Annotated in this window: 24 protein-coding genes; 14 read left to right on the top strand and 10 right to left on the bottom strand. The window is 55.0% G+C overall.

Annotated features, from left to right (window positions below):
* The first annotated feature begins 197 nt into the window (after window positions 1-197).
* The 6 genes from VH86_RS10210 (at window position 198) to VH86_RS10185 (ending at window position 5,534) form a co-directional block, all read left to right on the top strand.
* On the top strand, window positions 198-515 hold the full coding sequence (locus tag VH86_RS10210) for a hypothetical protein (protein WP_038645835.1): 318 nt from the start codon (window positions 198-200) through the stop codon (window positions 513-515).
* Window positions 516-635: 120 nt separating this feature from the next.
* Complete coding sequence (locus VH86_RS10205; protein ID WP_034824950.1) at window positions 636-1,013, top strand: YkvA family protein; 378 nt, start codon at window positions 636-638, stop codon at window positions 1,011-1,013.
* A 9-nt stretch (window positions 1,014-1,022) separates the two neighbouring features.
* Window positions 1,023-1,889 (top strand): DNA-binding transcriptional regulator YeiE, encoded by an 867-nt coding sequence (gene yieE, locus VH86_RS10200; protein ID WP_045832828.1) that lies wholly within the window; start codon window positions 1,023-1,025, stop codon window positions 1,887-1,889.
* A gap of 137 nt (window positions 1,890-2,026) precedes the next feature.
* The gene (locus tag VH86_RS10195; RefSeq protein ID WP_038645839.1) at window positions 2,027-3,493 is read left to right on the top strand and encodes an amino acid permease; all 1,467 of its coding nucleotides are present in this window, start codon (window positions 2,027-2,029) and stop codon (window positions 3,491-3,493) included.
* A 173-nt stretch (window positions 3,494-3,666) separates the two neighbouring features.
* Window positions 3,667-4,746, top strand: coding sequence for an iron ABC transporter permease (locus VH86_RS10190; RefSeq protein WP_038645841.1), 1,080 nt, complete (start codon window positions 3,667-3,669; stop codon window positions 4,744-4,746).
* Window positions 4,746-5,534 carry an ABC transporter ATP-binding protein gene (locus VH86_RS10185; protein WP_045813610.1) on the top strand — a complete coding sequence of 263 codons (789 nt, stop codon included), beginning with the start codon at window positions 4,746-4,748 and terminating at the stop codon, window positions 5,532-5,534. Before VH86_RS10190 ends, VH86_RS10185 begins: the two co-directional genes overlap by 1 nt.
* 141 nt (window positions 5,535-5,675) lie before the next feature.
* Here VH86_RS10185 and fghA read toward each other — a convergent pair whose 3' ends face one another.
* Genes fghA through VH86_RS10170 form a run of 3 tightly spaced genes read right to left on the bottom strand, consistent with a single transcriptional unit; the run spans window position 5,676 to window position 8,613 of the window.
* Window positions 5,676-6,518, bottom strand: a complete 843-nt coding sequence (fghA, locus tag VH86_RS10180; RefSeq protein ID WP_045832827.1) for an S-formylglutathione hydrolase — start codon at window positions 6,516-6,518, stop codon at window positions 5,676-5,678.
* A gap of 12 nt (window positions 6,519-6,530) precedes the next feature.
* Window positions 6,531-7,655 carry an S-(hydroxymethyl)glutathione dehydrogenase/class III alcohol dehydrogenase gene (locus tag VH86_RS10175; RefSeq protein ID WP_038645848.1) on the bottom strand — a complete coding sequence of 375 codons (1,125 nt, stop codon included), beginning with the start codon at window positions 7,653-7,655 and terminating at the stop codon, window positions 6,531-6,533.
* A 46-nt stretch (window positions 7,656-7,701) separates the two neighbouring features.
* Window positions 7,702-8,613 carry a LysR family transcriptional regulator gene (locus tag VH86_RS10170; RefSeq protein WP_038645851.1) on the bottom strand — a complete coding sequence of 304 codons (912 nt, stop codon included), beginning with the start codon at window positions 8,611-8,613 and terminating at the stop codon, window positions 7,702-7,704.
* A gap of 104 nt (window positions 8,614-8,717) precedes the next feature.
* On the opposite strand from VH86_RS10170, the gene VH86_RS10165 reads away from it, so the two are divergent.
* The 7 genes from VH86_RS10165 to mglC all read left to right on the top strand — a co-directional run bounded on the left by VH86_RS10165 (window position 8,718) and on the right by mglC (window position 16,954).
* Window positions 8,718-9,848, top strand: coding sequence for a YbfB/YjiJ family MFS transporter (locus VH86_RS10165; RefSeq protein ID WP_045832826.1), 1,131 nt, complete (start codon window positions 8,718-8,720; stop codon window positions 9,846-9,848).
* A 125-nt stretch (window positions 9,849-9,973) separates the two neighbouring features.
* Window positions 9,974-10,639 (top strand): GTP cyclohydrolase I FolE, encoded by a 666-nt coding sequence (folE, locus tag VH86_RS10160; protein WP_034824925.1) that lies wholly within the window; start codon window positions 9,974-9,976, stop codon window positions 10,637-10,639.
* Between the two features lie 51 nt (window positions 10,640-10,690).
* Window positions 10,691-11,851, top strand: coding sequence for a DUF418 domain-containing protein YeiB (gene yeiB / locus VH86_RS10155; RefSeq protein ID WP_045832825.1), 1,161 nt, complete (start codon window positions 10,691-10,693; stop codon window positions 11,849-11,851).
* Window positions 11,852-11,993: 142 nt separating this feature from the next.
* Complete coding sequence (gene galS / locus VH86_RS10150) at window positions 11,994-13,034, top strand: HTH-type transcriptional regulator GalS (protein WP_045832824.1); 1,041 nt, start codon at window positions 11,994-11,996, stop codon at window positions 13,032-13,034.
* A gap of 304 nt (window positions 13,035-13,338) precedes the next feature.
* Complete coding sequence (gene mglB / locus VH86_RS10145) at window positions 13,339-14,334, top strand: galactose/glucose ABC transporter substrate-binding protein MglB (protein ID WP_045813605.1); 996 nt, start codon at window positions 13,339-13,341, stop codon at window positions 14,332-14,334.
* 70 nt (window positions 14,335-14,404) lie between these two features.
* Window positions 14,405-15,925: a galactose/methyl galactoside ABC transporter ATP-binding protein MglA gene (gene mglA / locus VH86_RS10140; protein ID WP_034824907.1), complete on the top strand. Its 1,521-nt coding sequence runs from the start codon at window positions 14,405-14,407 to the stop codon at window positions 15,923-15,925.
* 18 nt (window positions 15,926-15,943) lie between these two features.
* Window positions 15,944-16,954, top strand: a complete 1,011-nt coding sequence (gene mglC, locus VH86_RS10135; protein WP_038645867.1) for a galactose/methyl galactoside ABC transporter permease MglC — start codon at window positions 15,944-15,946, stop codon at window positions 16,952-16,954.
* 986 nt (window positions 16,955-17,940) lie between these two features.
* Here mglC and sanA read toward each other — a convergent pair.
* The 6 genes from sanA to metG form a co-directional block, all read right to left on the bottom strand.
* Window positions 17,941-18,660 (bottom strand): outer membrane permeability protein SanA, encoded by a 720-nt coding sequence (sanA, locus tag VH86_RS10130; RefSeq protein WP_034824903.1) that lies wholly within the window; start codon window positions 18,658-18,660, stop codon window positions 17,941-17,943.
* Window positions 18,661-18,796: 136 nt separating this feature from the next.
* The gene (locus VH86_RS10125) at window positions 18,797-20,494 is read right to left on the bottom strand and encodes an NAD-dependent malic enzyme (protein ID WP_045832823.1); all 1,698 of its coding nucleotides are present in this window, start codon (window positions 20,492-20,494) and stop codon (window positions 18,797-18,799) included.
* A gap of 160 nt (window positions 20,495-20,654) precedes the next feature.
* Window positions 20,655-21,551, bottom strand: a complete 897-nt coding sequence (cdd, locus tag VH86_RS10120; RefSeq protein ID WP_045832822.1) for a cytidine deaminase — start codon at window positions 21,549-21,551, stop codon at window positions 20,655-20,657.
* A gap of 124 nt (window positions 21,552-21,675) precedes the next feature.
* On the bottom strand, window positions 21,676-22,368 hold the full coding sequence (locus VH86_RS10115; RefSeq protein WP_045832821.1) for a CidB/LrgB family autolysis modulator: 693 nt from the start codon (window positions 22,366-22,368) through the stop codon (window positions 21,676-21,678).
* Window positions 22,361-22,735: a CidA/LrgA family protein gene (locus VH86_RS10110; RefSeq protein WP_034824894.1), complete on the bottom strand. Its 375-nt coding sequence runs from the start codon at window positions 22,733-22,735 to the stop codon at window positions 22,361-22,363. The genes VH86_RS10115 and VH86_RS10110 overlap by 8 nt, the downstream gene beginning before the upstream one ends.
* A gap of 57 nt (window positions 22,736-22,792) precedes the next feature.
* Complete coding sequence (gene metG, locus VH86_RS10105; RefSeq protein ID WP_255352486.1) at window positions 22,793-24,880, bottom strand: methionine--tRNA ligase; 2,088 nt, start codon at window positions 24,878-24,880, stop codon at window positions 22,793-22,795.
* Between the two features lie 88 nt (window positions 24,881-24,968).
* Between metG and apbC the strand changes: the two genes are divergently transcribed.
* Window positions 24,969-26,081 (top strand): iron-sulfur cluster carrier protein ApbC, encoded by a 1,113-nt coding sequence (gene apbC, locus VH86_RS10100; RefSeq protein WP_045832819.1) that lies wholly within the window; start codon window positions 24,969-24,971, stop codon window positions 26,079-26,081.
* Here the strand turns inward: apbC and VH86_RS10095 are convergent.
* Window positions 26,078-26,530, bottom strand: coding sequence for a GNAT family N-acetyltransferase (locus tag VH86_RS10095; RefSeq protein WP_045832818.1), 453 nt, complete (start codon window positions 26,528-26,530; stop codon window positions 26,078-26,080). The genes apbC and VH86_RS10095 overlap by 4 nt on opposite strands.
* Window positions 26,531-26,631: the final 101 nt, after the last annotated feature.

Here is a 26,631-nt window from a genome sequence, read left to right as displayed (position 1 = left end):
AGCGCACATCATAGCGGATGCGCTACGCCCATGAAATGTCGCATTGCCTGCGGGGAGAAAAACGGCACGGTCAGACACTTATTCAGCACGACTCGACACCTACCAAAGTTGGCAGGTGCGCTTTTTTTCTGGTTAACTATAGTTTAACAAATTAGAAACTTTTAACTATAACCATGAAAACAGCTTATAGAAGTACTTTGGATACCGCTTTTCAGCATGAGAAATTCAACGTAATCCATAAATTAACTTTAGGTAAAACCAACGCAGTGACCCTTTTTTATAATGGTCATGGCGCAGTCGGTTTCACGCTCGCCGTGCCCGATACCGACAACTCGCTGGTCCATTTCTATCGTTATGGGGTCAATAACAGCGACCCGAAAAAGTTGTACCGCTCTGAATGCCTCTATTCCCGCCGGGAAAACTTTGGTTATCAGGACTGGCTGATTCGCACGATTACTGATGAGTTCACGGCCTGTGACACCGAGTTGGAAGAACTGATTGGCATGAAAGCCTGACCCTGAGTGGGCCGCCATTCACAGGGCGGCATCTTGCCTGCGCAGACACCTGACTGGTTTAAAAGTTAAATTGGTAATATATTGTCCATTGACCAGTATAACTAATAAGGAAAAGTCGGGATGTTGAAGCGCTTGCGCCGCTGGGCACGCTTAATTAAACGTGATGTGCTCACGCTGTGGTTTGCTTGCCGCGATCCGCGTACCCCCTGGTGGTTTAAGCTGCTGGCATTTGGCATTGTTGCCTATGCACTCAGCCCCATCGATCTCATTCCTGATTTCATTCCCATTATCGGCTTGCTCGACGACGCCATTATCGTCCCTCTGGGTGTGATCATCCTGCTGCGTTTGCTCCCGCGTGAAATTCGGATCAGCAGCGCAGAACGGGCTGATGTCCAGCGGGCACGCGGCAAGAAGATTGTCAGCTGGGCAGGATTCTTCCTGACGGTGATCGTCTGGTTAGCAGTGGTGGCTTATCTTGTGAAGCGTTACGCAATGTGAGGAGGGCGCATGCATATCACGCTGCGTCAGATTGAAGTCTTTACCGAAGTGCTGAAAAGCGGTTCAACCACTCAGGCCTCGCAGGTACTGGCACTGTCGCAGTCTGCCGTCAGTGCGGCGCTGGCCGATCTGGAAAACCAGCTCGGAGTGCAACTGTTTGATCGTGTCGGCAAACGACTGGCCCTGAACGAGCATGGTCGTTTGCTCTATCCACGCGCGGTCGGATTGCTGGAACAGGCCGGCGAGATCGAACAGCTGTTTAAAGAGGATAATGGTGCCATTCGTTTGTTTGCCAGCAGCACCATCGGCAACTATCTGCTGCCGGGGATGATCGCCGCCTATCGTCGTGATTTCCCCTCGCTGCCGCTCGAACTCAGCGTCGGCAACAGCCAGGATGCGATTAATGCGGTGGCCGATTTTCGCGTGGATATCGGTTTGATTGAAGGGCCGTGCCATGAACCGGACATCGTCAGCGAAGCGTGGCTGGAGGATGAGCTGGTGGTGTTTGCTGCACCCGATGCCGACATCCTGAAACAGCCGATCACGCTAACATCACTGGCGGTCGCGCCCTGGATATTGCGAGAGCGCGGTTCGGGCACGCGTGAAATTGTCGATTACCTGCTGTTGTCTCATCTGCCGCAGTTTCAACTCGGCATGGAGCTGGGCAATTCTGAGGCAATCAAACATGCGGTGCGCCACGGCATGGGCATCAGCTGTTTATCGCGCCGGGTGATCAGCGATCTGCTGGAGACGGGCACGCTGGTGGAAGTGGCTGTGCCGTTACCACGCCTGACGCGCACGCTGTATCGCATCCATCATCGGCAGAAGCATTTGTCGAAAGCGCTAAGCCGATTTCTCTCCTATTGCCGCGAGTAATCGCGGCTGTGAAGACGTGAGCGGCTAATAATTTCGCGCTGATTATGAAGGTAACTAATAACCCGACGTGAATGCTATACAGCCAGGGGTTAGCTGCTACAATCGCGCCTTATTTTTATCCAGCATAGCGTTTACACATGCATAATGACTCAAAAACAACACAACAACCTGGGCTGCGCCGTGAATTAAAAGCGCGCCATCTCACCATGATCGCCATTGGCGGTTCCATCGGCACCGGCCTGTTTGTCGCCTCGGGTGCCACCATTTCTCAGGCAGGTCCCGGCGGCGCATTACTCTCATACGCGCTAATTGGCCTGATGGTTTACTTCCTGATGACCAGCCTCGGCGAACTGGCGGCCTTTATGCCGGTCTCCGGCTCCTTCGCTACCTACGGCTCTAAATATGTTGAAGAAGGTTTCGGCTTCGCGCTGGGCTGGAACTATTGGTACAACTGGGCGGTCACCATCGCCGTTGATCTGGTGGCTTCTCAGCTGGTGATGAACTACTGGTTCCCGGATACGCCAGGCTGGATCTGGAGCGCGCTGTTCCTCGGTCTGATGTTCCTGCTTAACTACATCTCCGTCAAAGGCTTCGGCGAAGCCGAATACTGGTTCTCGCTGATCAAAGTTGCCACCGTGATCATCTTTATCGTGGTGGGCGTGCTGATGATCGCGGGTATTATGCGCGGCGCAGAAAATGCCGGCTGGCATAACTGGACCGTGGGCGACGCACCTTTTGCCGGCGGTTTTGCCGCGATGATTGGTGTGGCGATGATTGTCGGCTTCTCGTTCCAGGGCACGGAATTGATCGGCATTGCGGCCGGTGAATCACAGGACCCAGCGAAAAATATTCCACGCGCAGTGCGTCAGGTGTTCTGGCGTATCCTGCTGTTCTATATCTTTGCGATTCTGATTATCAGCCTGATTCTGCCGTATACCGATCCGAAACTGCTGCATAACGATGTTACCGATATCGCCATCAGCCCGTTCACGCTGGTGTTCCAGAATGCCGGATTACTGTCAGCTGCGGCGGTCATGAATGCGGTGATCCTGACGGCTGTGCTGTCAGCGGGTAACTCCGGCATGTACGCTTCAACGCGCATGCTGTTCAACCTGGCGCAGGAAGGTAAAGCACCGCGTATTTTTGCCAAACTGTCGAAAGGCGGTGTGCCGCGTAATGCACTGATTGCGACCACCGTGGTGGCAGGCCTCTGTTTCCTGAGTTCTAAGTTCGGCAACCAGGAAGTCTATCTGTGGCTGCTCAATACCTCAGGCATGACCGGCTTTATCGCCTGGCTCGGTATTGCGATTAGCCACTACCGCTTCCGTCGCGGTTACGTGGCGCAGGGGCATGATTTAGCTGCGCTTCCTTACCGTTCCGGCTTCTTCCCGCTCGGTCCGATTTTCGCCTTCGTACTCTGTTTGATCATTACGCTGGGGCAAAACTATCAGGCGTTTCTGGCAGATCGTATTGACTGGTATGGCGTGGCGGCGACCTACATCGGCATTCCGCTGTTCCTGCTGATTTGGCTGGGTTATAAGCTGGCACGTGGTTCGCGCTTCGTGAAGTACAGCGAGATGGAATTCCCGACCTTCAAAGAGTAATGCGTCAATCGCGTATGACATCACGCCGCGGCCTTTGGCTAGCGGCGTTTTTTTTGCCAAAGATGAACCGTGTTACAACGTTTTGGGCTTTGTCATACAGATATAATTGATAATTATTATCACCTGCACTATTGTGGCTGCCGTTATGATTTCGATAAGAAACAGGTAGAACAATGCAGACCACGGATTCCGCGCTGCTGGCGGAAAATCACCGCGAAGCCGATACCATGACGCGCTATCGTCAGGTATTACGTCAGCGCCTGATGCTGATTGGCGTACTGGTACTGGCGATTCTGGCGTCAGTGATTCTTGATTTCACCCTCGGCCCGGCGGGGCTCTCCCTCGACACTCTGTGGCAAACGCTCACTCATCCTGATGCGGTGGATGCGGGCACGCGTGTGATTGTCTGGGATATTCGTCTGCCGTATGCGCTGATGGCGGTGGTGGTCGGCTTCTCGCTCGGTCTGGCCGGGGCTGAGATGCAAACCATCCTCAATAACCCATTGGCGAGTCCATTTACGCTTGGCGTCTCTTCTGCGGCCGCTTTCGGCGCGGCGCTGGCGATTATTCTCGGCATCGGTATTCCCGGCGTGCCGGACCAATGGTTTATCTCGGCGAACGCTTTTGTGTTTGCGCTGTTTGCGGCGTTAATGCTGGATGGCGTGACGCGCTGGACCAAAGTGTCGACGTCGGGCGTGGTGCTGTTCGGCATCGCACTGGTGTTCACCTTTAACGCCCTGGTCTCGATGATGCAGTTCATCGCCAGTGAAGATACCTTGCAGGGTCTGGTGTTCTGGACCATGGGCAGCCTGGCGCGCGCCTCGTGGGAAAAACTCGGCGTGCTCACGGCGGCTTTCGCCATCCTGATCCCGTTCTCGATGCTCAGCAGCTGGAAACTGACCGCGCTGCGCCTCGGCGAAGATCGTGCCGTGAGTTTCGGCATCGATGTGCGTCGCTTGCGTCTGGCCACGCTGCTGCGCATCAGTATTCTCTCTGCACTGGCGGTGGCCTTTGTCGGCCCGATTGGCTTTATTGGCCTGGTGGCACCGCATATCGCCCGCATGATGTTTGGTGAAGATCATCGCTACTATCTGCCAGCCAGCGCGCTGGTCGGTGCGCTGGTGCTGTCACTGGCTTCCGTCGCCTCGAAGAACCTGATTCCAGGGGTGATCATCCCCGTCGGGATTGTGACCTCGCTCGTCGGTGTACCTTTCTTCCTGAGTATCATTCTGCGTCATCGGGGGACGGTGTAATGGAACAGGGTTTACGTCTCAGCCATTTCTACGCCGGTTATCCGAAGCGTAAAGTCATTGAAGATCTCAACGTCCCGGCACTGCCGCGCGGCAAAATCACCGTGCTGCTGGGCCCGAACGGCTGCGGTAAATCGACGCTGTTGCGTGCGCTGGCCGGCCTGAACAAAGGGCAGGGCGAGCTGTGGCTGAACGGCGAAGAGTTAATGACCCAGCCGTTTGCACGCCGTGCGCAGCGCGTGGTATATCTGCCGCAAAGCTTACCGGCGGGCGTGCATCTGCATGTGCTGGAATCGATTATCGTGGCGCAGCGTGCGTCCGGTGGCTTGCACAGCGCATCCAGTGAAGCCGAGATCATGCACTTGCTGGAACAGTTGGGTATTGCTCATCTGGCGATGCGTTATCTGGATCAGCTATCCGGTGGTCAGAAACAGCTGGTGGGCCTGGCGCAATCGCTGATTCGCCGCCCGGAACTGCTGCTGCTGGATGAGCCGCTGAGTGCGCTCGATCTTAATTACCAGTTCCATGTGATGGATTTGGTGCGCCGCGAAACCCGCCTGCGCAATATCGTCACGGTAGTGGTGGTGCATGATATCAACATCGCGCTGCGTCATGCCGATCATGCGTTGATGCTGAAAGAAGGCACTCTGCTGGCTGACGGCGAGCCGTCGCAGGTGATCACGCCGGACACGCTGGCGCAGGTGTATGGCGTGCGCGGGCGTATTGAACACTGCTCGCAGGGCATGCCGCAGGTGATGATCGATGGTTTAGTGGCGGAATCGCTGGCTTAAACCTCGCAAAAGACGCTAGAGCTCAACATCAGGAAAGGCTGAGGATGAATGTCGGTGCGGCTTTAGCCAATCGCCGTCAGCCATAGCCAAAAAGGGCGCACCGGGTGCGCCCTTACTGTTATCTACATCAACCGGCGTGATTTACACCAACAGATGCTTCGCGTGGAACCGCAGATGGTCCTCGACAAAGCTGGCGATAAAGAAGTAGCTGTGGTCGTAACCCGGCTGTACACGCAGCTCCAGCGGGAAACCCTGCTCACGCGCTACTGCTTCAAGGCGCTCCGGACGTAACTGATCGGCGAGGAACTGATCGCTATCCCCCTGATCGATCAAAATCGGCAAACGCTGTTCCACTTCGCGCATCAGCAAACAACTGTCCCATTCGCGCCATGTCTGGCGATCTTCACCCAGATAGGCGCTGAACGCTTTTTGTCCCCACGGCACTTCAGTTGGATTCACAATCGGTGCGAACGCGGAAGCCGAAGCAAAACGGCCACCCTGACGCAACGCCAGCACCAGCGCGCCATGACCGCCCATCGAATGGCCCATTACCGACTGACGATCGCTCACCTTGAAGTTGCCCGCCACCAGGGCTGGCAACTCTTCACTGAGATAATCGAACATACGATAGTGCGCCGCCCAGGGTTGCTGCGTGGCGTTGAGGTAAAAACCTGCGCCCTGACCGAGATCGTAACCGCTGTCATTGGCCACTTCGTCACCGCGCGGACTGGTGTCCGGCATTATCAGCACCAGACCCAGCTCAGCGGCAACACGCTGTGCACCGGCTTTGGTGGTGAAATTCTCGTCGCTACAGGTCAGTCCGGCGAGAAACCACACCACCGGCGGCGGCGTGTCATCCTGCGGTGGCGGCAGGAAAATGCTGAAGGTCATCGGGCAGTTCAGCACCGCCGACTGATGACGCCAGCGCTGCTGCCAGCCGCCGAAGATACGATGTTCTTCCAGCAGTTCCAGAGTGGATGCCATAACGCCTCCTTTTTACTTGTTAAAATGCACAACCGAACGAATAGATTTCCCTTCGTGCATCAGATCAAAGGCGTCGTTAATCTCTTCCAGCGGCATGGTGTGGGTGATGAAATCGTTCAGCGCGAACTTGCCGTCCAGATAATCCTGCACGATGCCCGGCAGCTGGGTGCGACCTTTCACGCCACCAAACGCTGAACCGCGCCAAACGCGTCCGGTCACCAGCTGGAACGGACGCGTGGCGATCTCTTCACCCGCACCGGCCACGCCGATAATCACAGACTCGCCCCAGCCTTTATGGCAGCACTCAAGCGCGGAACGCATCACGTTGACGTTACCGATGCATTCAAAGGAGAAGTCCACGCCGCCGTCGGTCAGTTCAACAATCACATCCTGAATCGGCTTGTCGTAATCTTTCGGGTTGATCAGATCGGTTGCACCCAGTTTGCGCGCCAGGTCGAACTTGCTGGTGTTGAGATCGATACCGATGATGCGACCGGCTTTTGCCATCTTCGCGCCAATGATCGCCGACAAACCAATGCCGCCGAGGCCGAAGATCGCCACGGTATCGCCTTCTTTCACCTTGGCGGTATTCATCACAGCGCCCATGCCGGTGGTCACGCCGCAGCCCAGCAGGCACACTTCTTCCAGAGGCGCTTCTTTGCTGATCACTGCCAGTGAGATTTCCGGTACCACGGTGTACTCAGAGAAGGTTGAGGTGCCCATGTAGTGGAAGATCGGCTGACCGTCTTTGAAGAAACGGGTGGTGCCGTCTGGCATTAAACCTTTACCCTGAGTGGAGCGGATGGCCTGACACAGGTTGGTTTTACCTGACAGACAGAACTTACATTTGCCGCACTCTGGGGTGTAAAGCGGGATCACGTGATCGCCCACTGCCACACTGGTCACGCCTTCGCCCACGGCTTCCACCACGCCACCGCCTTCGTGACCGAGGATTGCCGGGAACACGCCTTCAGGATCTTTACCTGACAGGGTATAAGCATCGGTGTGGCATACGCCGGTGGCGACGATGCGCACTAACACTTCACCTTTCTGCGGTGGCATCAGATCCACTTCTTCGATTTTCAGCGGTTCGCCCGCTGCCCAGGCAACGGCAGCGCGGGTTTTGATCATGTTCATGCAATCCCTCTTCTTCAGATGTCGTGATTTACTTAAAATTAAAAACTCACTCAGCGGTTTGCAGCGGGTGCAGCAACTCATCGTTAAGTGGGCGGTCGTCAAACATTTCAATAATCAAATATTTCAGCGCTTCCACGTTGGGCGTGAAGGCGTCGCGTCGCCACATCAGCCAGGTGGCGGTATCGCGATAAGCGGGTGGCAGAGCATGTTCCTGCACCCGGGCGCGGCCGGGCATTTGCGTCAGCACCGACGCCGGAATCATTGCCACGCCCGCACCGCCTGCCACACACGCCACCATGGCGTGATAAGACTGAATCTCCATCACGCTTTTTGGTGAGGTCTGGCTTTCGCGATACCAGGACTCCAGTTTGGTGCGATACGAACAGCTGTTACCAAAGGCAAACAACGTGTCATGCTGCGTGTCGCGGGCGCTGGTAATCGGGTCGTGATCGAGACTGGTGATCAGCACCATTTCCTCACGAAAGGCGATGCAGCCATTGAGATCGTCATGGGTGGCAGGGCCATCCACCAGCGCGGCCGCCAGCGTACCGGCGCGCACTTTATCGATGATGTCGCCCGAGGTGCCGGTGACCAGCGATAGCGCCACGTTGGGAAATCGTTGATGATAAGCCGCCAGCAGGCCGGGCAGACGGGTCGCGGCGGTGCTCTCCATCGAACCGAAGGCAAAGTTCCCGCCCGGTTCCCCGGCACGGGCCATATTCAGCGCCTCATCGCTCAGGCTGAGGATGCGCTGAGCATAATTCAGGAAATTGTGGCCCATTGGCGACAATCGAATACGCTGCTTCTCACGGATAAACAGGTCGACGCCAATCTCTTCTTCCAGCTGGCGCAAACGGGTGGTGAGATTGGAGGGCACGCGATGCAATAGCTCCGCGGCGCGCGCCAGCGAACCGGTTTCGGCCACAGAACAGAACATGCGGAGTTGTACTAAATCCATATTCTCTTTCCGTAAACAACTTGGTTAATATTATTCACTTTTCGTGAGTGTAATCGTCATGCATGCTAATAACAAGTGCTAAAAGAATCTGAACGGGAGTGGGAATGGCGTTTCGTGTCGCGCTGAGCGCGTTTTTAAGTTTAGTGGTTGCCATGGGGATTGGGCGATTTGCTTTCACCCCGCAGGTGCCGCTGATGATTCAGGACCATCAGCTTACCCTGACCAGCGCCAGTCTGGTGGCGGCGCTCAACTATCTTGGTTACCTGTGTGGCTCCTTCGATGCCATGCGTGCTCGCCAGCGTGTGGAGTGGCGTTTGCAGCTGGGTGTCTGGGGCGCGGTGATCCTGACGCTGCTGTCTGCCTGCGTCAGCGGGCCGTGGCTGCACGGCTTGATCCGCTTCGTGATTGGCGGTGCCAGCGGCTGGGCGATGGTACTGATCGCCGCATGGAGCAACGAGCAGCTGCTGCATCATGGGCGACCGGGCTTGTCGGCGGCGGTGTTTGCCGGACCGGGCACCGGCATATTCCTCAGCGGTATGCTGGCGGTGGCGCTGCATGCCAGTGGTGCCAGCGCGGCATTAGGCTGGGCGGCTTATGGCCTGCTGGCGTTGCTGTTTATCGCTGCCATTGCGCGCTTTTTACCGCGCAGCGGGCAGTTACATCGACCCGATCAGGCACCTGCGCCGCTGGTGCTCAATGGTAATCTGAAACGCCTGGTGCTGAGCTACAGCCTGGCGGGCTTCGGCTACATTCTGCCCGCAACCTTCTTGTCGCAGATGACCGCCGCGCGTTTCCCGGACAGTGCGCTGGCGCAGTTTGTCTGGCCGGTGTTTGGCGGCGCGGCGGTGATCGGCATCGTGCTCGGCATTTTGACGCGGCGCTGGGGCAGCAGCCATCTGCGACTGGCAGTGGTGCTCTGGGCGCAGGCTTTGGGCGTCATCTCCGCGATTGTCCTGCCGGGGCTGGATGGACTGTTAATTAGCGCGTTGTTAGTCGGCGGCGGGTTCTTATGCGTGGTGCAACTGACGCTGCAATACGGCCGTGAGCTGGCGCCACATCACTCGCGCTACCTGGCCGGGCTGCTGACTACCGGCTACGCGGTTGGGCAATTGGGCGGGCCGCTGCTGTCATGGATCTCCAGCTTGCTGTGGCACCGCCTCGATCCTGCCTTGTGGGTCGCCGGTGGCGCGCTGATTCTGGCAGGCTTACTGGTGCTGCGCCGTTCGGCACCATGAAAAGCTTTCATCTCCGATTGGATTGATTGCTGGATTACGCGCGCGTTGTGTTTCACAATACGCGCTCAGAATTTCCCCCGCAGGCGACGATCTGCGGGCGCATCACCTGCCGGAGAAAGAGTACGATGAGCACCTTAAGTCAGGAAGCCGCCCTGGTTCACGAAGCGCTGCTGGCGCGTGGCCTGGAAACGCCGTTACGCGCCCCGGTGCGCGAAATGGATGACGAAACCCGCAAGCGTGAAATCGCCGGTCATATGACCCAAATCATGCAGCTGCTGAATCTGGATCTGGAAGATGACAGCCTGATGGAGACGCCACATCGCATCGCCAAGATGTACGTGGACGAGATCTTCTCTGGTCTTGATTACGCCAACTTCCCGAAAATCACCGTCATCGAGAACAAGATGAAGGTCGATGAGATGGTCACCGTGCGTGATATCACCCTGACCAGCACCTGTGAGCATCATTTTGTGATTATCGACGGAAAAGCCACCGTCGCTTACATCCCGAAAGAGAAAGTGATTGGTCTGTCGAAGATCAACCGCATTGTGCAGTTCTTTGCCCAGCGGCCACAGGTGCAAGAGCGTCTGACCCAGCAAGTGCTGGTGGCGCTGCAAACGTTGCTTGGCACCAACAACGTAGCGGTATCGATTGATGCGGTGCACTACTGTGTGAAAGCGCGTGGCGTGAAAGATGCCACCAGTGCCACCACCACCACATCGCTGGGTGGGCTGTTCAAGTCCAGCCAGAATACGCGCCAGGAGTTCTTACGCGCGGTGCGTCACAGCTAATCCTTTGGGCGGCATATTGCCGCCCGTTTTCTCTCTCCGTCAGGTCACTCGATGCAACGCTATCTTGCGCTGGATTTCATTCGTGGTTGCGCCATTCTCGGCATTCTGTTGCTCAATATCGTGGGGTTTGGCTTGCCTTCAGCAGCCTATCTCAACCCGGCGTGGCAGGGCGCTGTTTCATTTTCCGATGCCTGGACCTGGGCGATGATGGATGGCCTGGCGCAGCTGAAATTCCTCACGCTGTTTGCGCTGCTGTTCGGCGGCGGCCTGTATTTGCAAATCCCACGCGGCAGTCGCTGGATGTCGGCGCGCCTGACGTTATTGGTGCTACTGGGTTTCATTCACAGCATCTTCTTCTGGGAAGGGGATATCCTGCTGGATTATGGTCTGACCGGGCTGATTATCTGGCGGATGCTGCGTGAAGTGCCCTCCGACAAAGCTTTGCTGCAAACTGGCGTGTTGCTCTACCTGATTGGTTGCGGCGTGCTGTTGGTGTTCTGGGGCATTTCCAGTCCTGAACCGGGCCGATCGTGGCTGCCGGGTGCCGCCGATATCGAGTATGAAAGCTACTGGAAACTGGTCGGCGGCTGGGAAGCGATTCAGAACCGTCTTGAACATCTTTCCTCCAGCTTGATGGCGCTCGCCGCGCAGTACGGCTGGCAGCTGGCGGGACTGATGCTGATTGGCGCGGCGTTGATGCGCAGCGGCTGGCTAAAAGGCGAGTTCAGCGTGCAGCACTACCGCCGCTCGGCCGCGCTGCTGCTGACGATCGGCTGGCTGATTGCTATCCCCGGTATTGTGGCGCAGTGGTTGCTGGGCTGGGAATTCCGCTGGAGCGGCTTTTTGTTGCAGGTGCCGCGCGATCTTGCCAGCCCGTTTATCAGCCTCGGTTATGCGGCGCTCTGCTTTGGCTTCTGGCCGCAAATCGCTGCCACGCGTTTCAGCTATGCGCTGCAATGCGTTGGCCGCATGGCGCTCAGTAACTATCTGCTGCAGACCTTGATCTGTACCACGCTGTTCTATCGTTTCAATCTGTTCCTCAAGTTTGATCGCCTGCATTTGCTGGTACTGGTCCCGGCTATCTGGTTGGTTAATATCCTGTTTTCAGTGCTCTGGCTGCGCTTTTTCCCGCAGGGGCCGATGGAGTGGATCTGGCGCAAACTCACGCGTCTCGCCGCCGGCAAAACGGAGCCTTCCTCGCGCATCAGATAATGATGTTCATCACAAAGGTTGCAGATTTGTATGTAACCGTTTTCATCCGTGTGACGTAATTCACGCAGCTGAGCAAAATGCCCTGACAGAATAGCGCCATTACGCGCTCGTCGCGCATTTTCATCCTCTGTGGAACAGCTGCATGATAACAATTCGAGATGTCGCCCGTCAGGCCGGTGTATCAGTAGCCACCGTGTCGCGTGTGCTCAACAACAGCAGTGCAGTCACCCCTGATACCCGTGAAGCCGTGCTACAGGCGGTGGAATCACTGGGCTATCGCCCTAATGCTAATGCACAAGCTTTAGCCACCCAAGTCAGTGATACCATCGGCGTGGTGGTGATGGACGTTTCCGATCCCTTCTTTGGCGCATTAGTGAAAGCAGTAGATACCGTGGCACAGCGTGTTCACAAACACGTATTGATCAGCAACTCCTGGCACCAGGAAGAGAAAGAGCGCCATGCCATTGAGGTGCTGATCCGCCAACGATGTAACGCTTTAGTGGTCCACGCGAAAACGCTTTCAGACGCTGAACTGACTCATTTTATGGACCAGGTTCCAGGTATGGTGTTGATAAACCGCACTATTCCGGGCTATGAGCATCGCTGTGTCTGCCTCGATAATGTAACGGGATCTCTGATGGCTACGCGCATGTTGTTACAACAGGGTCATCAACGCATTGGTTATCTTAGCTCCAGCCACCCGATTGAAGATGTCACACAACGCCGCGAAGGCTGGCTGCAGGCCCTGTCAGAGCAGGGGATTCGCCCGCAGGAGTCCTGGATTGCCCATGGTGAACCGGATATGCAGGGCGGTGAAGCAGCGATGGTGGAGTTACTGGGTCGTAACCTGCATTTAACCGCCATCTTCTCCTACTGTGACGGCATGGCCGCCGGTGCTCTAACCGCATTGAAAGACAATGGTATTCAGGTGCCACAGCACTTCTCCGTCATCGGCTTTGATGATATTCCCATCTCGCGTTACACCGATCCACAACTGACAACCGTACGCTATCCTATTGTTTCCATGGCGAAATTGGCCACTGAGCTGGCGCTGAAGGGCGCAGCCGGAGAACTCGATCCTGATGCCACCCACTGCTTTATGCCGACCCTGGTACGCCGCCATTCGGTCGCTCAGCGGCAAATTGTGGAGTCGGTCACTAATTCGGGCGATAGCGCTGTGTAACCGTTTCCAATCTGTGATTACATTCACAGTTAATTAACATGGTGCTCACTATGATGGCAGCGTCTTACCGGACTGAAACATCATGTAACGCCGGGTTTTCCTTCTCCGGTCAGGTTTCAGTAGCCGATTGAAATAGTTCACAACACTCTTCAGGAAGCGTTTACGTACAGGGAAGTCAGGATAGCGATGGTGGCCCGGCTTTGCGTTACGCGTCCGCCCCATAAATGAGTTTGAACCGACTGCGCTGGTTGCCCGCAGGCAGCACAGCGCGATGATATGCCCTACATAAAAAACCGGAGATACCATGAATAAGAAGGTTTTCACGCTCACAGCACTGGTTGCCAGCATGATGTTTGGTGCAACTGCGCACGCCGCCGATACCCGCATTGGCGTGACAATTTATAAATACGACGACAACTTTATGTCTATGGTTCGCAAGGACATCGATAGCGAAGCCAAAAAACTGGGCGGCATCCAGCTGCTGATGAATGACTCGCAGAACAGCCAGTCTACCCAGAACGACCAGATTGACGTACTGATGGCCAAAGGCGTGAAAGCGCTGGCAATCAACCTGGTAGACCCTGCTGCTGCGGCAGTGGTGATCGACAAAGCGAAAGCGAATGATGTGCCAGTGGTGTTCTTCAACAAAGAGCCAAATGCCAAAGTGCTGGCCAGCTACCCGAAAGCCTACTACGTGGGTACCGACTCTAAAGAGTCAGGCATCATCCAGGCCAAACTGATTGAGAAGCACTGGAAAGCGACTCCAGCCTGGGATCTGAACAAAGATGGTCAGATTCAGTTTGCGCTGCTGAAAGGCGAGCCAGGCCACCCGGATGCTGAAGCACGTACCAAATACGTGATCGAAACCCTGAACACCGATGGTTTCAAAACTCAGCAGCTGGCGATGGATACCGCGATGTGGGATACCGCGCAGGCAAAAGATAAAGTTGATGCCTGGCTGTCTGGCCCGAACGGCAACAAAATTGAAGTGATCATTGCTAACAACGATGCAATGGCAATGGGCGCAGTCGAAGCCCTGAAAGCCCACAACAAAACCAGCATTCCGGTGTTTGGTGTGGATGCGCTGCCAGAAGCGCTGGCGCTGGTGAAATCCGGTGCGATGGCCGGTACCGTGCTGAACGATGCGGAAAACCAGGCGAAAGCCACCATTGATATCGCGAAGAACCTGGCCGATGGCAAAGAGCCAACTGCGGGTACGACCTTCAAGATGGAAAACAAAATCGTACGTGTTCCTTACGTACCAGTCGATAAAGAAAACCTGTCCCAGTTTGTGAAGTAATACGTACCGGGCGCGGCATTACGCCGCGCCTTATTGCATCTGACCCACGTTTTATTTAGCCAGGTAAATTATGGCCAGTGAGAATCCGACCGCACAGCGTGAATATCTGCTGGAGATGACGAATGTCTCGAAATCATTTCCAGGGGTGAAAGCCTTAGATAATGTGAATTTGAAAGTGCGGCCGCACTCAGTCCATGCCTTAATGGGCGAAAACGGCGCCGGAAAATCCACATTATTAAAATGCCTGTTTGGTATTTATAAAAAGGATACGGGGAGCATCCTGTTTCAGGGTGAAGAGATTGATTATAAAAGTTCCAAAGAAGCGCTGGAGAATGGCGTTTCAATGGTGCATCAGGAATTAAACCTGGTATTACAGCGCAACGTGATGGATAACATGTGGCTTGGCCGCTACCCACGCAAAGGCGTATTTGTTGATCAGGATAAAATGTATCGCGATACCAAAGCGATCTTTGATGAATTAGATATTGATATCGATCCACGTGATAAAGTGGCCAATCTTTCTGTTTCACAGATGCAGATGATTGAAATTGCCAAGGCATTTTCCTATGACGCGAAAATCGTCATTATGGATGAGCCGACGTCATCGTTGACCGAAAAAGAAGTGAATCACTTGTTCACTATTATCCGTAAGCTGAAAGATCGTGGCTGCGGTATTGTGTATATCTCGCACAAAATGGAAGAGATTTTCCAGCTGTGTGATGAGATTACGATTTTACGTGATGGACAATGGATTGCCACCCAGCCGCTGGAAGGGCTGGATATGGATAAGATCATCGCCATGATGGTCGGTCGTTCATTGAATCAGCGCTTCCCGGACAAAACCAACGTGCCGGGTGAGACCATTCTTGAGGTGCGCCATTTAACTTCGCTGCGTCAACCGTCGATCCGCGATATCTCTTTTGACCTGCGCAAAGGGGAGATTCTGGGCATTGCCGGCCTGGTGGGTGCGAAGCGTACTGACATCGTTGAAACCCTGTTTGGGATTCGTGAGAAGTCGGGCGGTACCATCAAATTGCACGGTAAAGCGATCAATAACCACAGCGCGAATGAAGCCATTAACCACGGTTTTGCGCTGGTGACGGAAGAGCGTCGTTCAACCGGGATTTATGCCTATCTGGATATTGGTTTTAACTCGCTTATTTCCAATATTAAGAAATATAAATCCAGCATGGGTTTGCTTGATAATAAGCGCATGAAGAGTGATACCCAGTGGGTGATTGATTCAATGCGCGTGAAAACGCCGGGTCATCATACGCAAATTGGTTCGCTTTCCGGTGGTAACCAGCAGAAAGTTATTATTGGTCGCTGGTTATTAACTCAGCCGGAAATTCTGATGCTGGATGAACCGACACGCGGTATTGACGTCGGTGCTAAGTTCGAAATTTATCAGTTGATTTCTGAGTTGGCGAAGAAAGAGAAGGGGATCATTATTATCTCTTCTGAAATGCCAGAATTGCTGGGAATTACCGATCGTATTTTAGTGATGAGTAATGGCCTGGTAGCGGGCATTGTCGAGACCAAAACGACCTCGCAGAATGAAATCCTGCGTTTAGCGTCATTACACCTTTAATGAAGCAAGGGCTTTAACATGAAAGCGACTACTAAAAAGAATGCGCTAACCTGGTTAAAAGAGGGCGGCATTTACGTTGTCCTGTTGGTACTGCTGGCAATTATTATTTTCCAGGATCCGACGTTTTTAAGTTTGATGAACCTGAGTAACATTCTGACCCAATCTTCGGTGCGTATTATTATTGCACTGGGCGTGGCCGGATTGATCGTGACGCAGGGTACTGACCTGTCAGCCGGACGCCAGGTGGGTCTGGCCGCGGTGGTGGCCGCCACCTTGCTGCAATCGATGGATAACGCCAACAAGGTGTTCCCACATCTGGATACGGTGCCGATTCCACTGGTTATCCTGACCGTGTGCATCATCGGTGGTGTGATTGGCCTGGTGAACGGCGTGATCATTGCCTATCTGAAGGTGACACCGTTTATCACCACGTTGGGCACCATGATCATCGTTTACGGTATCAACTCGCTGTATTACGACTTCGTCGGTGCTTCGCCGGTTGCAGGTTTTGACTCGGGCTTCTCCACCTTTGCGCAAGGCTTCTTGCGTTTCGGTGATTTTAAGCTGTCATTCATTACTTTCTACGCGTTTATCGCCATTATTTTCGTCTGGATTCTGTGGAATAAGACGCGCTTCGGTAAGAACATTTTCGCTATCGGTGGCAACCCTGAGGCTGCACGTGTTTCAGGTGTTAACGTGCCGCTGAACCTGATTCTGGTCTATGCGCTGTCAGGTGTGTTTTACGCCTTCGGCGGTATGCTGGAAGCGGGCCGTATCGGCAGTGCCACTAACAACCTCGGCTTTATGTATGAGCTGGATGCGATTGCGGCTTGCGTGGTTGGCGGCGTGTCATTTGCAGGTGGCGTGGGTACCGTGGCAGGTGTGGTGACCGGTGTGATTATCTTCACCGTGATCAACTACGGTCTGACGTATATCGGCGTGAACCCTTACTGGCAATACATCATCAAGGGCGGCATCATCATCTTCGCCGTCGCATTGGATTCACTGAAGTACGCACGTAAAAAATAAGACTGACACACAGCAACACATCACAGCAAAGGGCCTTATTGATAGCGGGATGAATGTCAATTAGGGCTAAGTACAGTTAAGGCTGCCATTTCAGATATGGCAGCCTTTTTTGTTTATGTCAGCATGGCTGAGTGGCTGAGTGGCTGAGTGGCTGAGTGGCTGAGTGGCTGAGTGGCTGAGTGGCTGAGTATTGAGGCCTTGGTGTGGTGTGTGAAAGGCGGGTGCGATGCGGGCCTTAGCCCCTCTGCTGCTGCCGGGCCGTCCTCGCGCCGCTGACGCGGTGCCTTCGGCTTCCACGTCGTGCCGACGGACCGTTCGGGTAAGGCCGTCCTGGCCAACCCGAACTGCCAGTCGCATCCCTGCGACTGGCTCCTGGCCCAACGTAAAAGCCTCAGCGCTGCGGATAGCCCTTGCAGCAGCAGAGGGGCTATGGCCTCAAACGTTGTGCCCATTTCTCACAACAATGTGGCTTCTGCGGATAGCCCTTGCAGCAGCAAAAGGGCTATGGCCTCAAACGTTGTGCCCCGTTTTCCAAACAGATGCTCGGTTAACACATTGGGTTTTTGCAGTAGCAAAGCGAGATGGGAATAGCTATGTGTCTGCCTTTAGATCAAATGCATGGCATCCGAGCAACGCCCTTGCAGCCGAGCGGTTAAGGCTTGAAGTTGCCTGCCCTTATTTAACAGCAGGCAACAAAGTTCAGGAGCAGGCTGGTGCCGCTTTGGGGGCAGGCATTTCGCAGCGCTGAACAGAGTGAGGATGCCAGGATAGCCCGCAGGGATGCGGGCGGAAGGCGGGGCGGCACATGGATGTGCCATCCCCGCCGTTCCGTAAGGCAGACGAACGGCGTGAAGGCACCGCGTTAGCGGCGCGAGGACCGCCAGCCCCCAAAGCGGCACCAGACAGCGTCACCGTGGCAGCCCAAAGCGGCACCAGACAGCATCACCCTGACAGCCCAAGTGTAACCACAATAGCTTCTGGCAGCATTACTTCTGTAACTTCTCTTCCAAATCCAGCAACTGCTCTGGCGTCACCGCCGGATAACTTTGCGCATCCTCCGGCACTTCATGCACTGCCGGAATCGGCACCAGCGGCCCAAGGAAGCGAGGCTCGCGTTTCATCAGATACAAATCAGCCAGCGCGCCCAAACGTGCGCCGACCTCACGGAAACGCACTGACAGCATATTTTTCGGCGATGGCACGGCATAGCACTGCGCCTGTATCCCCAGGTGCTGGGCGATGTAAAGCGCGCGTTCACAGTGGAAACGTTGCGTAATGATGATGAAATCATTGGTATCGAACACTTTGCGGGTGCGTACGATTGAATCCAGCGTGCGGAATCCGGCATAGTCGAGCACGATATCGGCAGGATCGACACCAGCTTTGATGAGATCGCGACGCATCGTCATCGGTTCGTTATAGCTTTGCAGCGCGTTGTCACCACTTAACAGCAGATAATTCACCTTGCCGCTGTTGTACGCGTTGAGCGCACCCTGAATGCGATAAAGGTAATACTGATTGATGACGCCAGTGCGGTAATACTTGGCCGTGCCTAAGACCACCCCGACCTGACGATGCGGCAGCGAAGTGACATCTTCATAAATAAAGGGCGCGGTTTTCCAACTGATCCAGCGATCCAGGCCGAGCGCGGTCGCCACCATCAATAAGATGATGAAAAACAGACCAAAGAAAACGCGTTTAATCATGCGCGTAAGCACTCGGTTGGCGAAAAAAAAGATGGCTAAAGGCTACTTGAGGTGGGGGCGCTAAGCAAGTTTACGCCGGTTGGCTGGCGATATTTTAAGCGCAGCCGGTAATGTATTCACCGGCTGCGCTGGCTGATTAGATCGAAGTACGGCGATAATGACGATACTGCGGCAGCCAGAAGTTGTTGTTCACGGCTTTCGACAGCACATCTTCTGAAGTGACCACGGCCACGCCAGCCAACTGCGCTGCTTTACCCACTTCCATGGCGATCAGCTTTGATACGCCCTGAATGTGTCTCAATTCTGGCAGCACCGGACCTTCGCCATCGTTCACCAGCGGTGAACAGTCGGCCAATGCACGGCTGGCGGTCATCAGCATCGAATCGGTGATGCGAGTGGCACCGGCGGCAATCACACCCAAACCAATACCCGGGAAGATATAGGAGTTGTTGCACTGCGCAATCGGGTAGGTTTTACCTTTCCAGGTCACAGGTGCAAATGGGCTTCCGGTGGCGACCAGCGCTTCACCGTCGGTCCAGGAAATGATATCCGCTGGTGTGGCTTCAACGCGTGAGGTTGGGTTCGACAGCGGCATCACAATAGGACGCTTGGTGTGCTTGTGCATCTCGCGGATGATCTCTTCGGTGAACAGACCCGGCTGGCCGGACACACCAATCAGAATGTCTGGCTTCGCGTTGCGCACCACATCCAACAGTGAAATAGAATCGCTGGTCACATCCCAGTCCTTCAGGTTTTCACTCTTCTGTACCAGTTTGCTCTGGAAATCGAGCAAATTAGGCAGTTTGTCGGTCAGCAGACCAAAGCGATCCACCATCATCACGCGGGAACGCGCTTCGTCGTCGCTCAGACCTTCGGACTTCATCTGCGCGACGATCTGCTCAGCGATACCGCAGCCGGCGGAACCCGCGCCGAGGAACACCACTTTCTGCTCGCACAGACGGCTGCCCGCTGCACGGCTGGCGGCGATCAGGGTGCCCACGGTAACGGCGGCGGTGCCCTGAATATCATCGTTAAAGCAGCATACTTCATCGCGATAACGCTCGAGCAGCGGCATGGCGTTCTTCTGCGCGAAGTCCTCAAACTGCAGCAGCACGTTCGGCCAGCGGCGCTTCACTGCCTGAATAAACTCATCAACGAAGGCTTCGTACTCTTCGCCGGTAATACGCGGATGACGCCAGCCCATATACAGCGGATCGTTCAGCAACTGCTGATTGTTCGTTCCCACATCCAGCACCACAGGCAGGGTATACGCCGGGCTGATCCCGCCACAGGCGGTGTACAGCGACAGCTTACCGATTGGGATACCCATACCACCGATGCCGAGGTCGCCGAGGCCGAGAATACGCTCGCCATCGGTCACCACGATCACTTTCACGTTCTGCTTAGTGGCGTTTTGCAGCATATCTTCAATGCGATCGCGGTTGTTATACGAGATGAAAACACCGCGCGCACGACGATAAATCTCCGAGAAGTGTTCACAGGCCGCGCCGACGGTTGGGGTGTAAATAATCGGCATCATCTCTTCCAGATGATTATCCAGCAGGCGGTAGAACAGGGTTTCGTTGGTGTCCTGGATGTTGCGCAGATAGACGTGCTTGTCGTTATTGTTTTTGAAATCCAGGAACTGACGCCAGGCACGCTCTGCCTGCTCTTCGATGGTTTCAACGGCTTCGGGTAACAGGCCATTGAGATTGAATTCGTTGCGTTCTTCCAGGGTGAAGGCGCTGCCTTTATTCAGCAGCGGAAATTCCAGCAGAATCGGACCCGCGTAAGGAATATACAGCGGACGTTTACTTTCGTAGTCGAGTTCCATGCAGTGTTTGCTCCGGTTGCAGTGTTTTCTGACGTGTCACCGGGAAAAGGTAACGCCAGACCTGTTTCTTGTGAAGTGGTTCTGGCGCCCGATCCTATGAGGATTCTTGCAGATGTACAGCTTTTGTTAATAGAAAGTCACAAAAGCGATGAAAGGATCACTAAACTGATGTTTTCGAAACTAAAGTAAGTGAGAAATCTTCACAGCCCAGCGCCACCAGCGTGGCGCGAGTGGCATCGCGCTGACTCAATGTGCTGTCTTCACATTCGACCAGCACAGCCTGTTGGATGGTATCCAGCGCTTCATTCCGCATGTTCATCATAATCAGCGCAGCCTGCAATGGCGGCAAACTCGGGTTAAAGGCCGCGTTTTCTGCATAGCGTCCGGTGAACAGGTTGCCGCTTTGGCTGCGCAGGGCCACGCCACTGTAACTGTGGCTGTAAGGCGCGTGACTGTGGTTCGCGGCTTCAATAGCCGCCTGCTGTAATGCATCACCTTCTGAAATGAAGCCGTGATGAATCGGTGTCAGCAGACGTTCAGTGATATTCAGATCGGCAGGGCCAAACGCATCGGGCAAATAATCACCCAGCGTACTCACCGCGCGCCCCGGTAAACTGATGCGGATCGCCGTGCCGCTGTTCAGCTCGTTCATAAACTGACGACAGTGACCGCACGGCGTGTAGTTAACGGTTATCGCATCCAGCTTCTCTTCGCCGTGCAGCCAGGCGTGCGTGATGGCGCTTTGCTCCGCATGCACGGTTTGTTGCAGCGGCGCATGCTCAAACTCCATGTTGGCACCGAAATACCAGTGACCGCTCACGCCGCGTGAAATGGCGCCTACGTTGAAGTTAGACACCGGTGCGACCGCACAACAGGCCGCAATCGGTAGCAGCGCTAGCGCTAAGGCATCCTCATCCAGCCCCGTCTCCTGCTTCAGACGCGCCACATCCTGTGGGCGTAGTACGCCGTTAAAATCAGCTGAATCCAGCAAGGAGTGAATCGCAGTTTGCAATTCAGCGGGCAGGGCGGAGAAAGCAGCAGTAAATCGTGGATGCATGATGTGATGACCTCATTAACGCGTTAGCGGCGATGCGCCGCCTATGGGGTTATATGTGATCTGTGTCGCTATGACAATGCAAGCTGATTGAGTCGTTTCAACTTTGCGAGATCTCTCGCAAGTTTTAGCCCAACCAGTGCATCAACAGCGGAAAAAGGAACGGTGCCAGCAGCGAAGTAATAATGCCGCAAATCACCAGTGCCAAAGAGCTAAACGCCCCTTCCTGATAATCGATCTCTGCTGCGCGCGCCGTGCCCAACGCGTGCGATGCGTTGCCAATCGCCAGGCCGCGTGACGATTTGCTGTGCACGTTAAACAGATTCAGCAGCATATGGCCGAACACCGCACCGAGCACGCCAGCAATCAATACGCAGATGGCGCTGATGGCGGGAATACCGTGCAGTGAACCGGATACCGCCATGGCAATCGGCGTGGTGACGGATTTCGGCATAATCGTCGCGGCAATTTCTGGCGTAGCCCCCATCCACAGCGCAATAGCCGTGCCCGACACCATCGCGGTAATACTGCCGATAAAACAGACGCTGATGATGGTTTTCCAGCGCGCGCGAATTTGGTGCATCTGCTCATATAGCGGCAATGCGAGCGCGACCACCGCAGGTTGCAGCAGATGATTAAGGAAGGTGCTGCCGGCGAAATAGCGGGTGTAAGGGATATGCGTGAGCAACAGGATCGGAATGACAATCGCCATCGCCACCAACAGCGGATTGATGATCGAGATGTTGATTTTGGCTGCCAGCTTACGTGCCAGCAGATACGCCACCACGGTGAGCGGCAGTGACCACCAGGCGTCAGTCATGAGGCTGCTCCTTCGGGCGCTGCAAACGTTCGGCGCTCAGGCCAACGATCAGCAGCACCATAAAGGTACTGACCACACAGGAGACGACAATCGGTCCAAACTGTGCGCTCAGGATATCGGTATACCCCATCACGCCGACGCTGATCGGCACAAACAGCAGCGCCATATAGCGGATCAGCAAATGACAGCCCGGTTTCACCCAGCCCACCGGCAGGATTTGCAGTGCCAGCAGGGTAAACAGCAGCAGCATGCCGATAATACTGCCTGGAATGGTAAACGGCAGCAGGGCAGCAATACCGTTCCCGGCATAGAGCGCGGCATAGATAATTACAAAGGCACGCAAATAGTGCCAGCAAGCAGTTAGCACGACAGGCTCCACAACAGAGGCTCGATAAAAAAGCCGCCCTGAAGGCGGCTTGTTCAATTACTTAACCTGCATTCCAGGTTGTGCGCCGCTATCAACGGACAACACAAACAGGTCTGAACCGCCAGAACCGGCAGACAGCACCATGCCTTCTGACACGCCGAAACGCATCTTACGCGGCGCCAGGTTAGCGACGATAATGGTCATCTTGCCGACCAGCACCGACGGATCGGGGTACGCCGCGCGAATGCCGGAGAAGATTTGACGCTTCTCACCGCCGAGATCCAGTTCCAGACGCAGCAACTTGTCAGAACCTTCCACCAGTTCGGCTTTCTCGATCAGCGCCACGCGCATATCCACTTTAGCGAAATCATCGATGGTGATGGCCTCACCAATCGGTGCGTCAGCCAGAGGACCGGTTACCGCAGGTTTGTTCGCCGCTGCCGCGTCTTCTTTAGACGCTTCAATCAGCCCTTCAACCTTGGCCATTTCGATACGGCCATATAAGGCTTTAAACGGAGCGACATCGTGATCCAGCAACGGCTGCGCAATCGCATCCCAGCTCAGTTCCGTGTTCAGGAAAGCTTCGGTACGCGCGCTCAGTGAAGGCAGCACCGGTTTCAGCCAGGTCATCAGAATGCGGAACAGGTTAATACCCATTGAGCAGATCGCTTGCAGGTCAGCATCGCGGCCTTCCTGTTTCGCCACCACCCACGGTGCCTGCTCGTCCACATAACGGTTGGCGATATCTGCCAGCGCCATGATTTCACGGATCGCGCGGTTGTACTCGCGGCTCGCCCAGGCTTCACCAATCTTCTCTGAAGCATCGACAAAGGTTTGATACAGCGCCGGATCGGCCAGTTCGCTCGCCAGTTTTCCGCCAAAGCGTTTAGTGATGAAACCGGCGTTACGAGACGCGAGGTTCACCACCTTGTTAACGATATCGGCATTTACACGCTGGACGAAATCTTCCAGATTCAGGTCGATGTCGTCGATGCGTGAAGAGAGTTTCGCCGCGTAGTAGTAACGCAGGCTGTCCGCATCCAGATGCTGCAGCCAGGTGCTGGCTTTGATGAAGGTACCGCGCGATTTGGACATCTTCGCGCCGTTTACCGTCACATAACCGTGTACGAACAGATTGGTCGGCTTGCGGAAGTTGCTGCCTTCCAGCATCGCTGGCCAGAACAGGCTGTGGAAGTAAACGATGTCTTTACCGATGAAGTGATACAGCTCGGTAGAAGAATCTTTTTTCCAGAACTCGTCGAAATCAATGTTACCGCGCTTGTCGCACAGGTTCTTAAAGGAACCCATGTAACCGATTGGCGCATCCAGCCACACGTAGAAGTATTTGCCCGGTGCACCTGGAATTTCGAAACCGAAATATGGCGCATCACGGGAGATATCCCACTGCTGCAAGCCCGATTCGAACCACTCCTGCATTTTGTTCGCCACCTGCTCCTGCAACGCACCTGAGCGCGTCCAGGTCTGCAACATCGCGCTGAATGAAGGCAGGTCGAAGAAGAAGTGCTCGGAATCACGCAGTACAGGCGTCGCGCCGGATACCACGGATTTCGGATCGATCAGTTCGGTCGGGCTGTAGGTCGCGCTGCACACTTCGCAGTTATCGCCGTATTGATCCGGTGACTTACATTTCGGGCAGGTGCCTTTCACAAAACGGTCCGGCAGGAACATGCCTTTTTCCGGATCGTACAGCTGTGAAATGGTGCGGTTCTTGATAAAGCCGTTTTCTTTCAGACGACCGTAAATCAACTCCGACAGCTGACGGTTTTCGTCGCCGTGGGTGGAGTGATAGTTGTCGTAGCTGATGTCGAAGCCAGCGAAGTCAGTTTCGTGCTCCTGCTTCATCTCAGCGATCATCTGCTCAGGTGGGATACCGAGCTGCTGTGCTTTCAGCATGATCGGCGTGCCGTGGGCATCGTCTGCGCAGATAAAGTAAACCTGGTTGCCACGCATTCGCTGGTAACGGACCCAAATGTCAGCCTGAATATGTTCAAGCATGTGACCGAGATGGATAGAACCGTTTGCGTACGGCAGTGCGCACGTTACCAGAATTTTTTTAGCGACTTGAGTCATAGTTTGCGTAGCGTTCCGTGAATAAAAATCGGGCTTAGATGTTACCCGAAGCACCCTCTGGCGTAAACACAACTGGACGGCATCTGATATTATTGAAAGCACACCGCCGTTATCTGGCGTTATGAAAACACAAGGAGTTGGGATGACTTCACAATCCCGGGAACATCATTCACCCGAAGCATTGCGCGCTGTGGTTATCGGCGTGCTGAGTGACTTTGAACATCCGACGCTGCATCACAATCTGACTACCCTCAAAGCACTGCGTCATGTGGCGTTACTCGACGGCAAACTGCACATCGAGCTGGTGATGCCGTTTGCGTGGGCCTCGGCTTTTGAGGAGCTTAAGGCGCAAACCAGCGCTGAACTGCTGCGCTTAACCCATGCCAGCGCCATTGACTGGCGTTTGCGCCATGACATCGCCACGCTCAAGCGGGTGAAAAATCATCCCGGCGCGACAGGCGTGAAGAACATCATTGCGGTGAGTTCCGGTAAAGGCGGCGTGGGCAAATCCAGTACGGCGGTGAACATGGCGCTGGCGCTGATTGCCGAAGGCGCGAAGGTAGGTATTCTCGATGCCGATATTTACGGCCCGTCGATTCCCAATATGCTCGGCACCGAAAGCCAGCGTCCGACCTCACCGGATGGCACGCACATGGCACCGATCATGGCGCACGGATTGGCGACCAACTCGATTGGCTATCTGGTCACTGATGAGAATGCGATGGTGTGGCGCGGTCCGATGGCCAGCAAAGCCTTGATGCAGCTGCTGAATGAGACGATGTGGCCGGATCTCGATTATTTGATTCTCGATATGCCACCAGGCACCGGTGATATCCAGCTAACGCTGGCGCAAAACGTACCGGTAACCGGCGCGTTAGTGGTGACCACACCACAAGACATCGCCCTGATTGATGCGCGCAAAGGCATTGTGATGTTTGAGAAGGTCAGCGTGCCGGTGTTGGGCATTGTGGAGAACATGAGTATTCACATTTGCAGCGAATGTGGCCATCACGAGCCGATATTTGGCACGGGCGGCGCGCAGAAGCTGGCGGCTGATTACCACACGCAGCTGCTGGCGCAATTGCCGCTGCACATCAATCTGCGTGAGGATCTGGATGATGGTGAGCCGACGGTGATCCGTCGTCCGGACAGCGAATTCACCGCACTCTATCGTCAATTAGCCGGTCGCGTGGCGGCACAGCTTTATTGGCAGGGTGACGTGATCCCGGCCGATATTTCCTTCCGCGCGGTTTAGCGCAACGTTTTTACGCTGGCGCGCGCCGTCAGCGGAAAATGCATCAGCACGTACTTTCCCTGTTCGCTCACACCGGTGGCTTCACGCTGCCAACCGTGTTTCAGGTAAAACGCCTGCGCGGGCTCATTCAGCATCAGGCATTTCAAGGCACCGGTTGAGGTGAAGCGGCGCTGCACCGCCTCCAGCAGAGCGCTGCCAATGCCGCGACCCTGAAAGTCAGGATCGACATACAGGCTGTGCAGGAAGTTGTCGTTAGGAAGGATGCCGGCAAATCCGGCGCGATGGCCCTCGACGAACGCCACTAACACCGTTTCACCCAATATCACCCCATCCAGATCTTCCAGCGCCCAATCATCGCCATCCAGCCATGTCCAGCTATGACGTCGTGCAGCCAGAAACAGCGTGCGCAGAAAAGGGCGATCGGCTTCCTCAAATAATCGAATGTCCAAGCAGGGGCTCCAGTTGAAGAATGGCAAATTGCGTGTCGGTCGCCATAAATGCTGACCCTACATCAAAGCAGGGTGTTTATATCGCAACAGTCCCAGGGAAG

The organism is Pantoea sp. BL1, assembly GCF_000963985.1.
GTDB classification, from domain to species: Bacteria; Pseudomonadota; Gammaproteobacteria; order Enterobacterales; family Enterobacteriaceae; genus Pantoea; species Pantoea rwandensis_B.
Note: the sequence above shows the minus strand (reverse complement) of the source record. Positions and strands in the feature narration are given on the sequence as shown.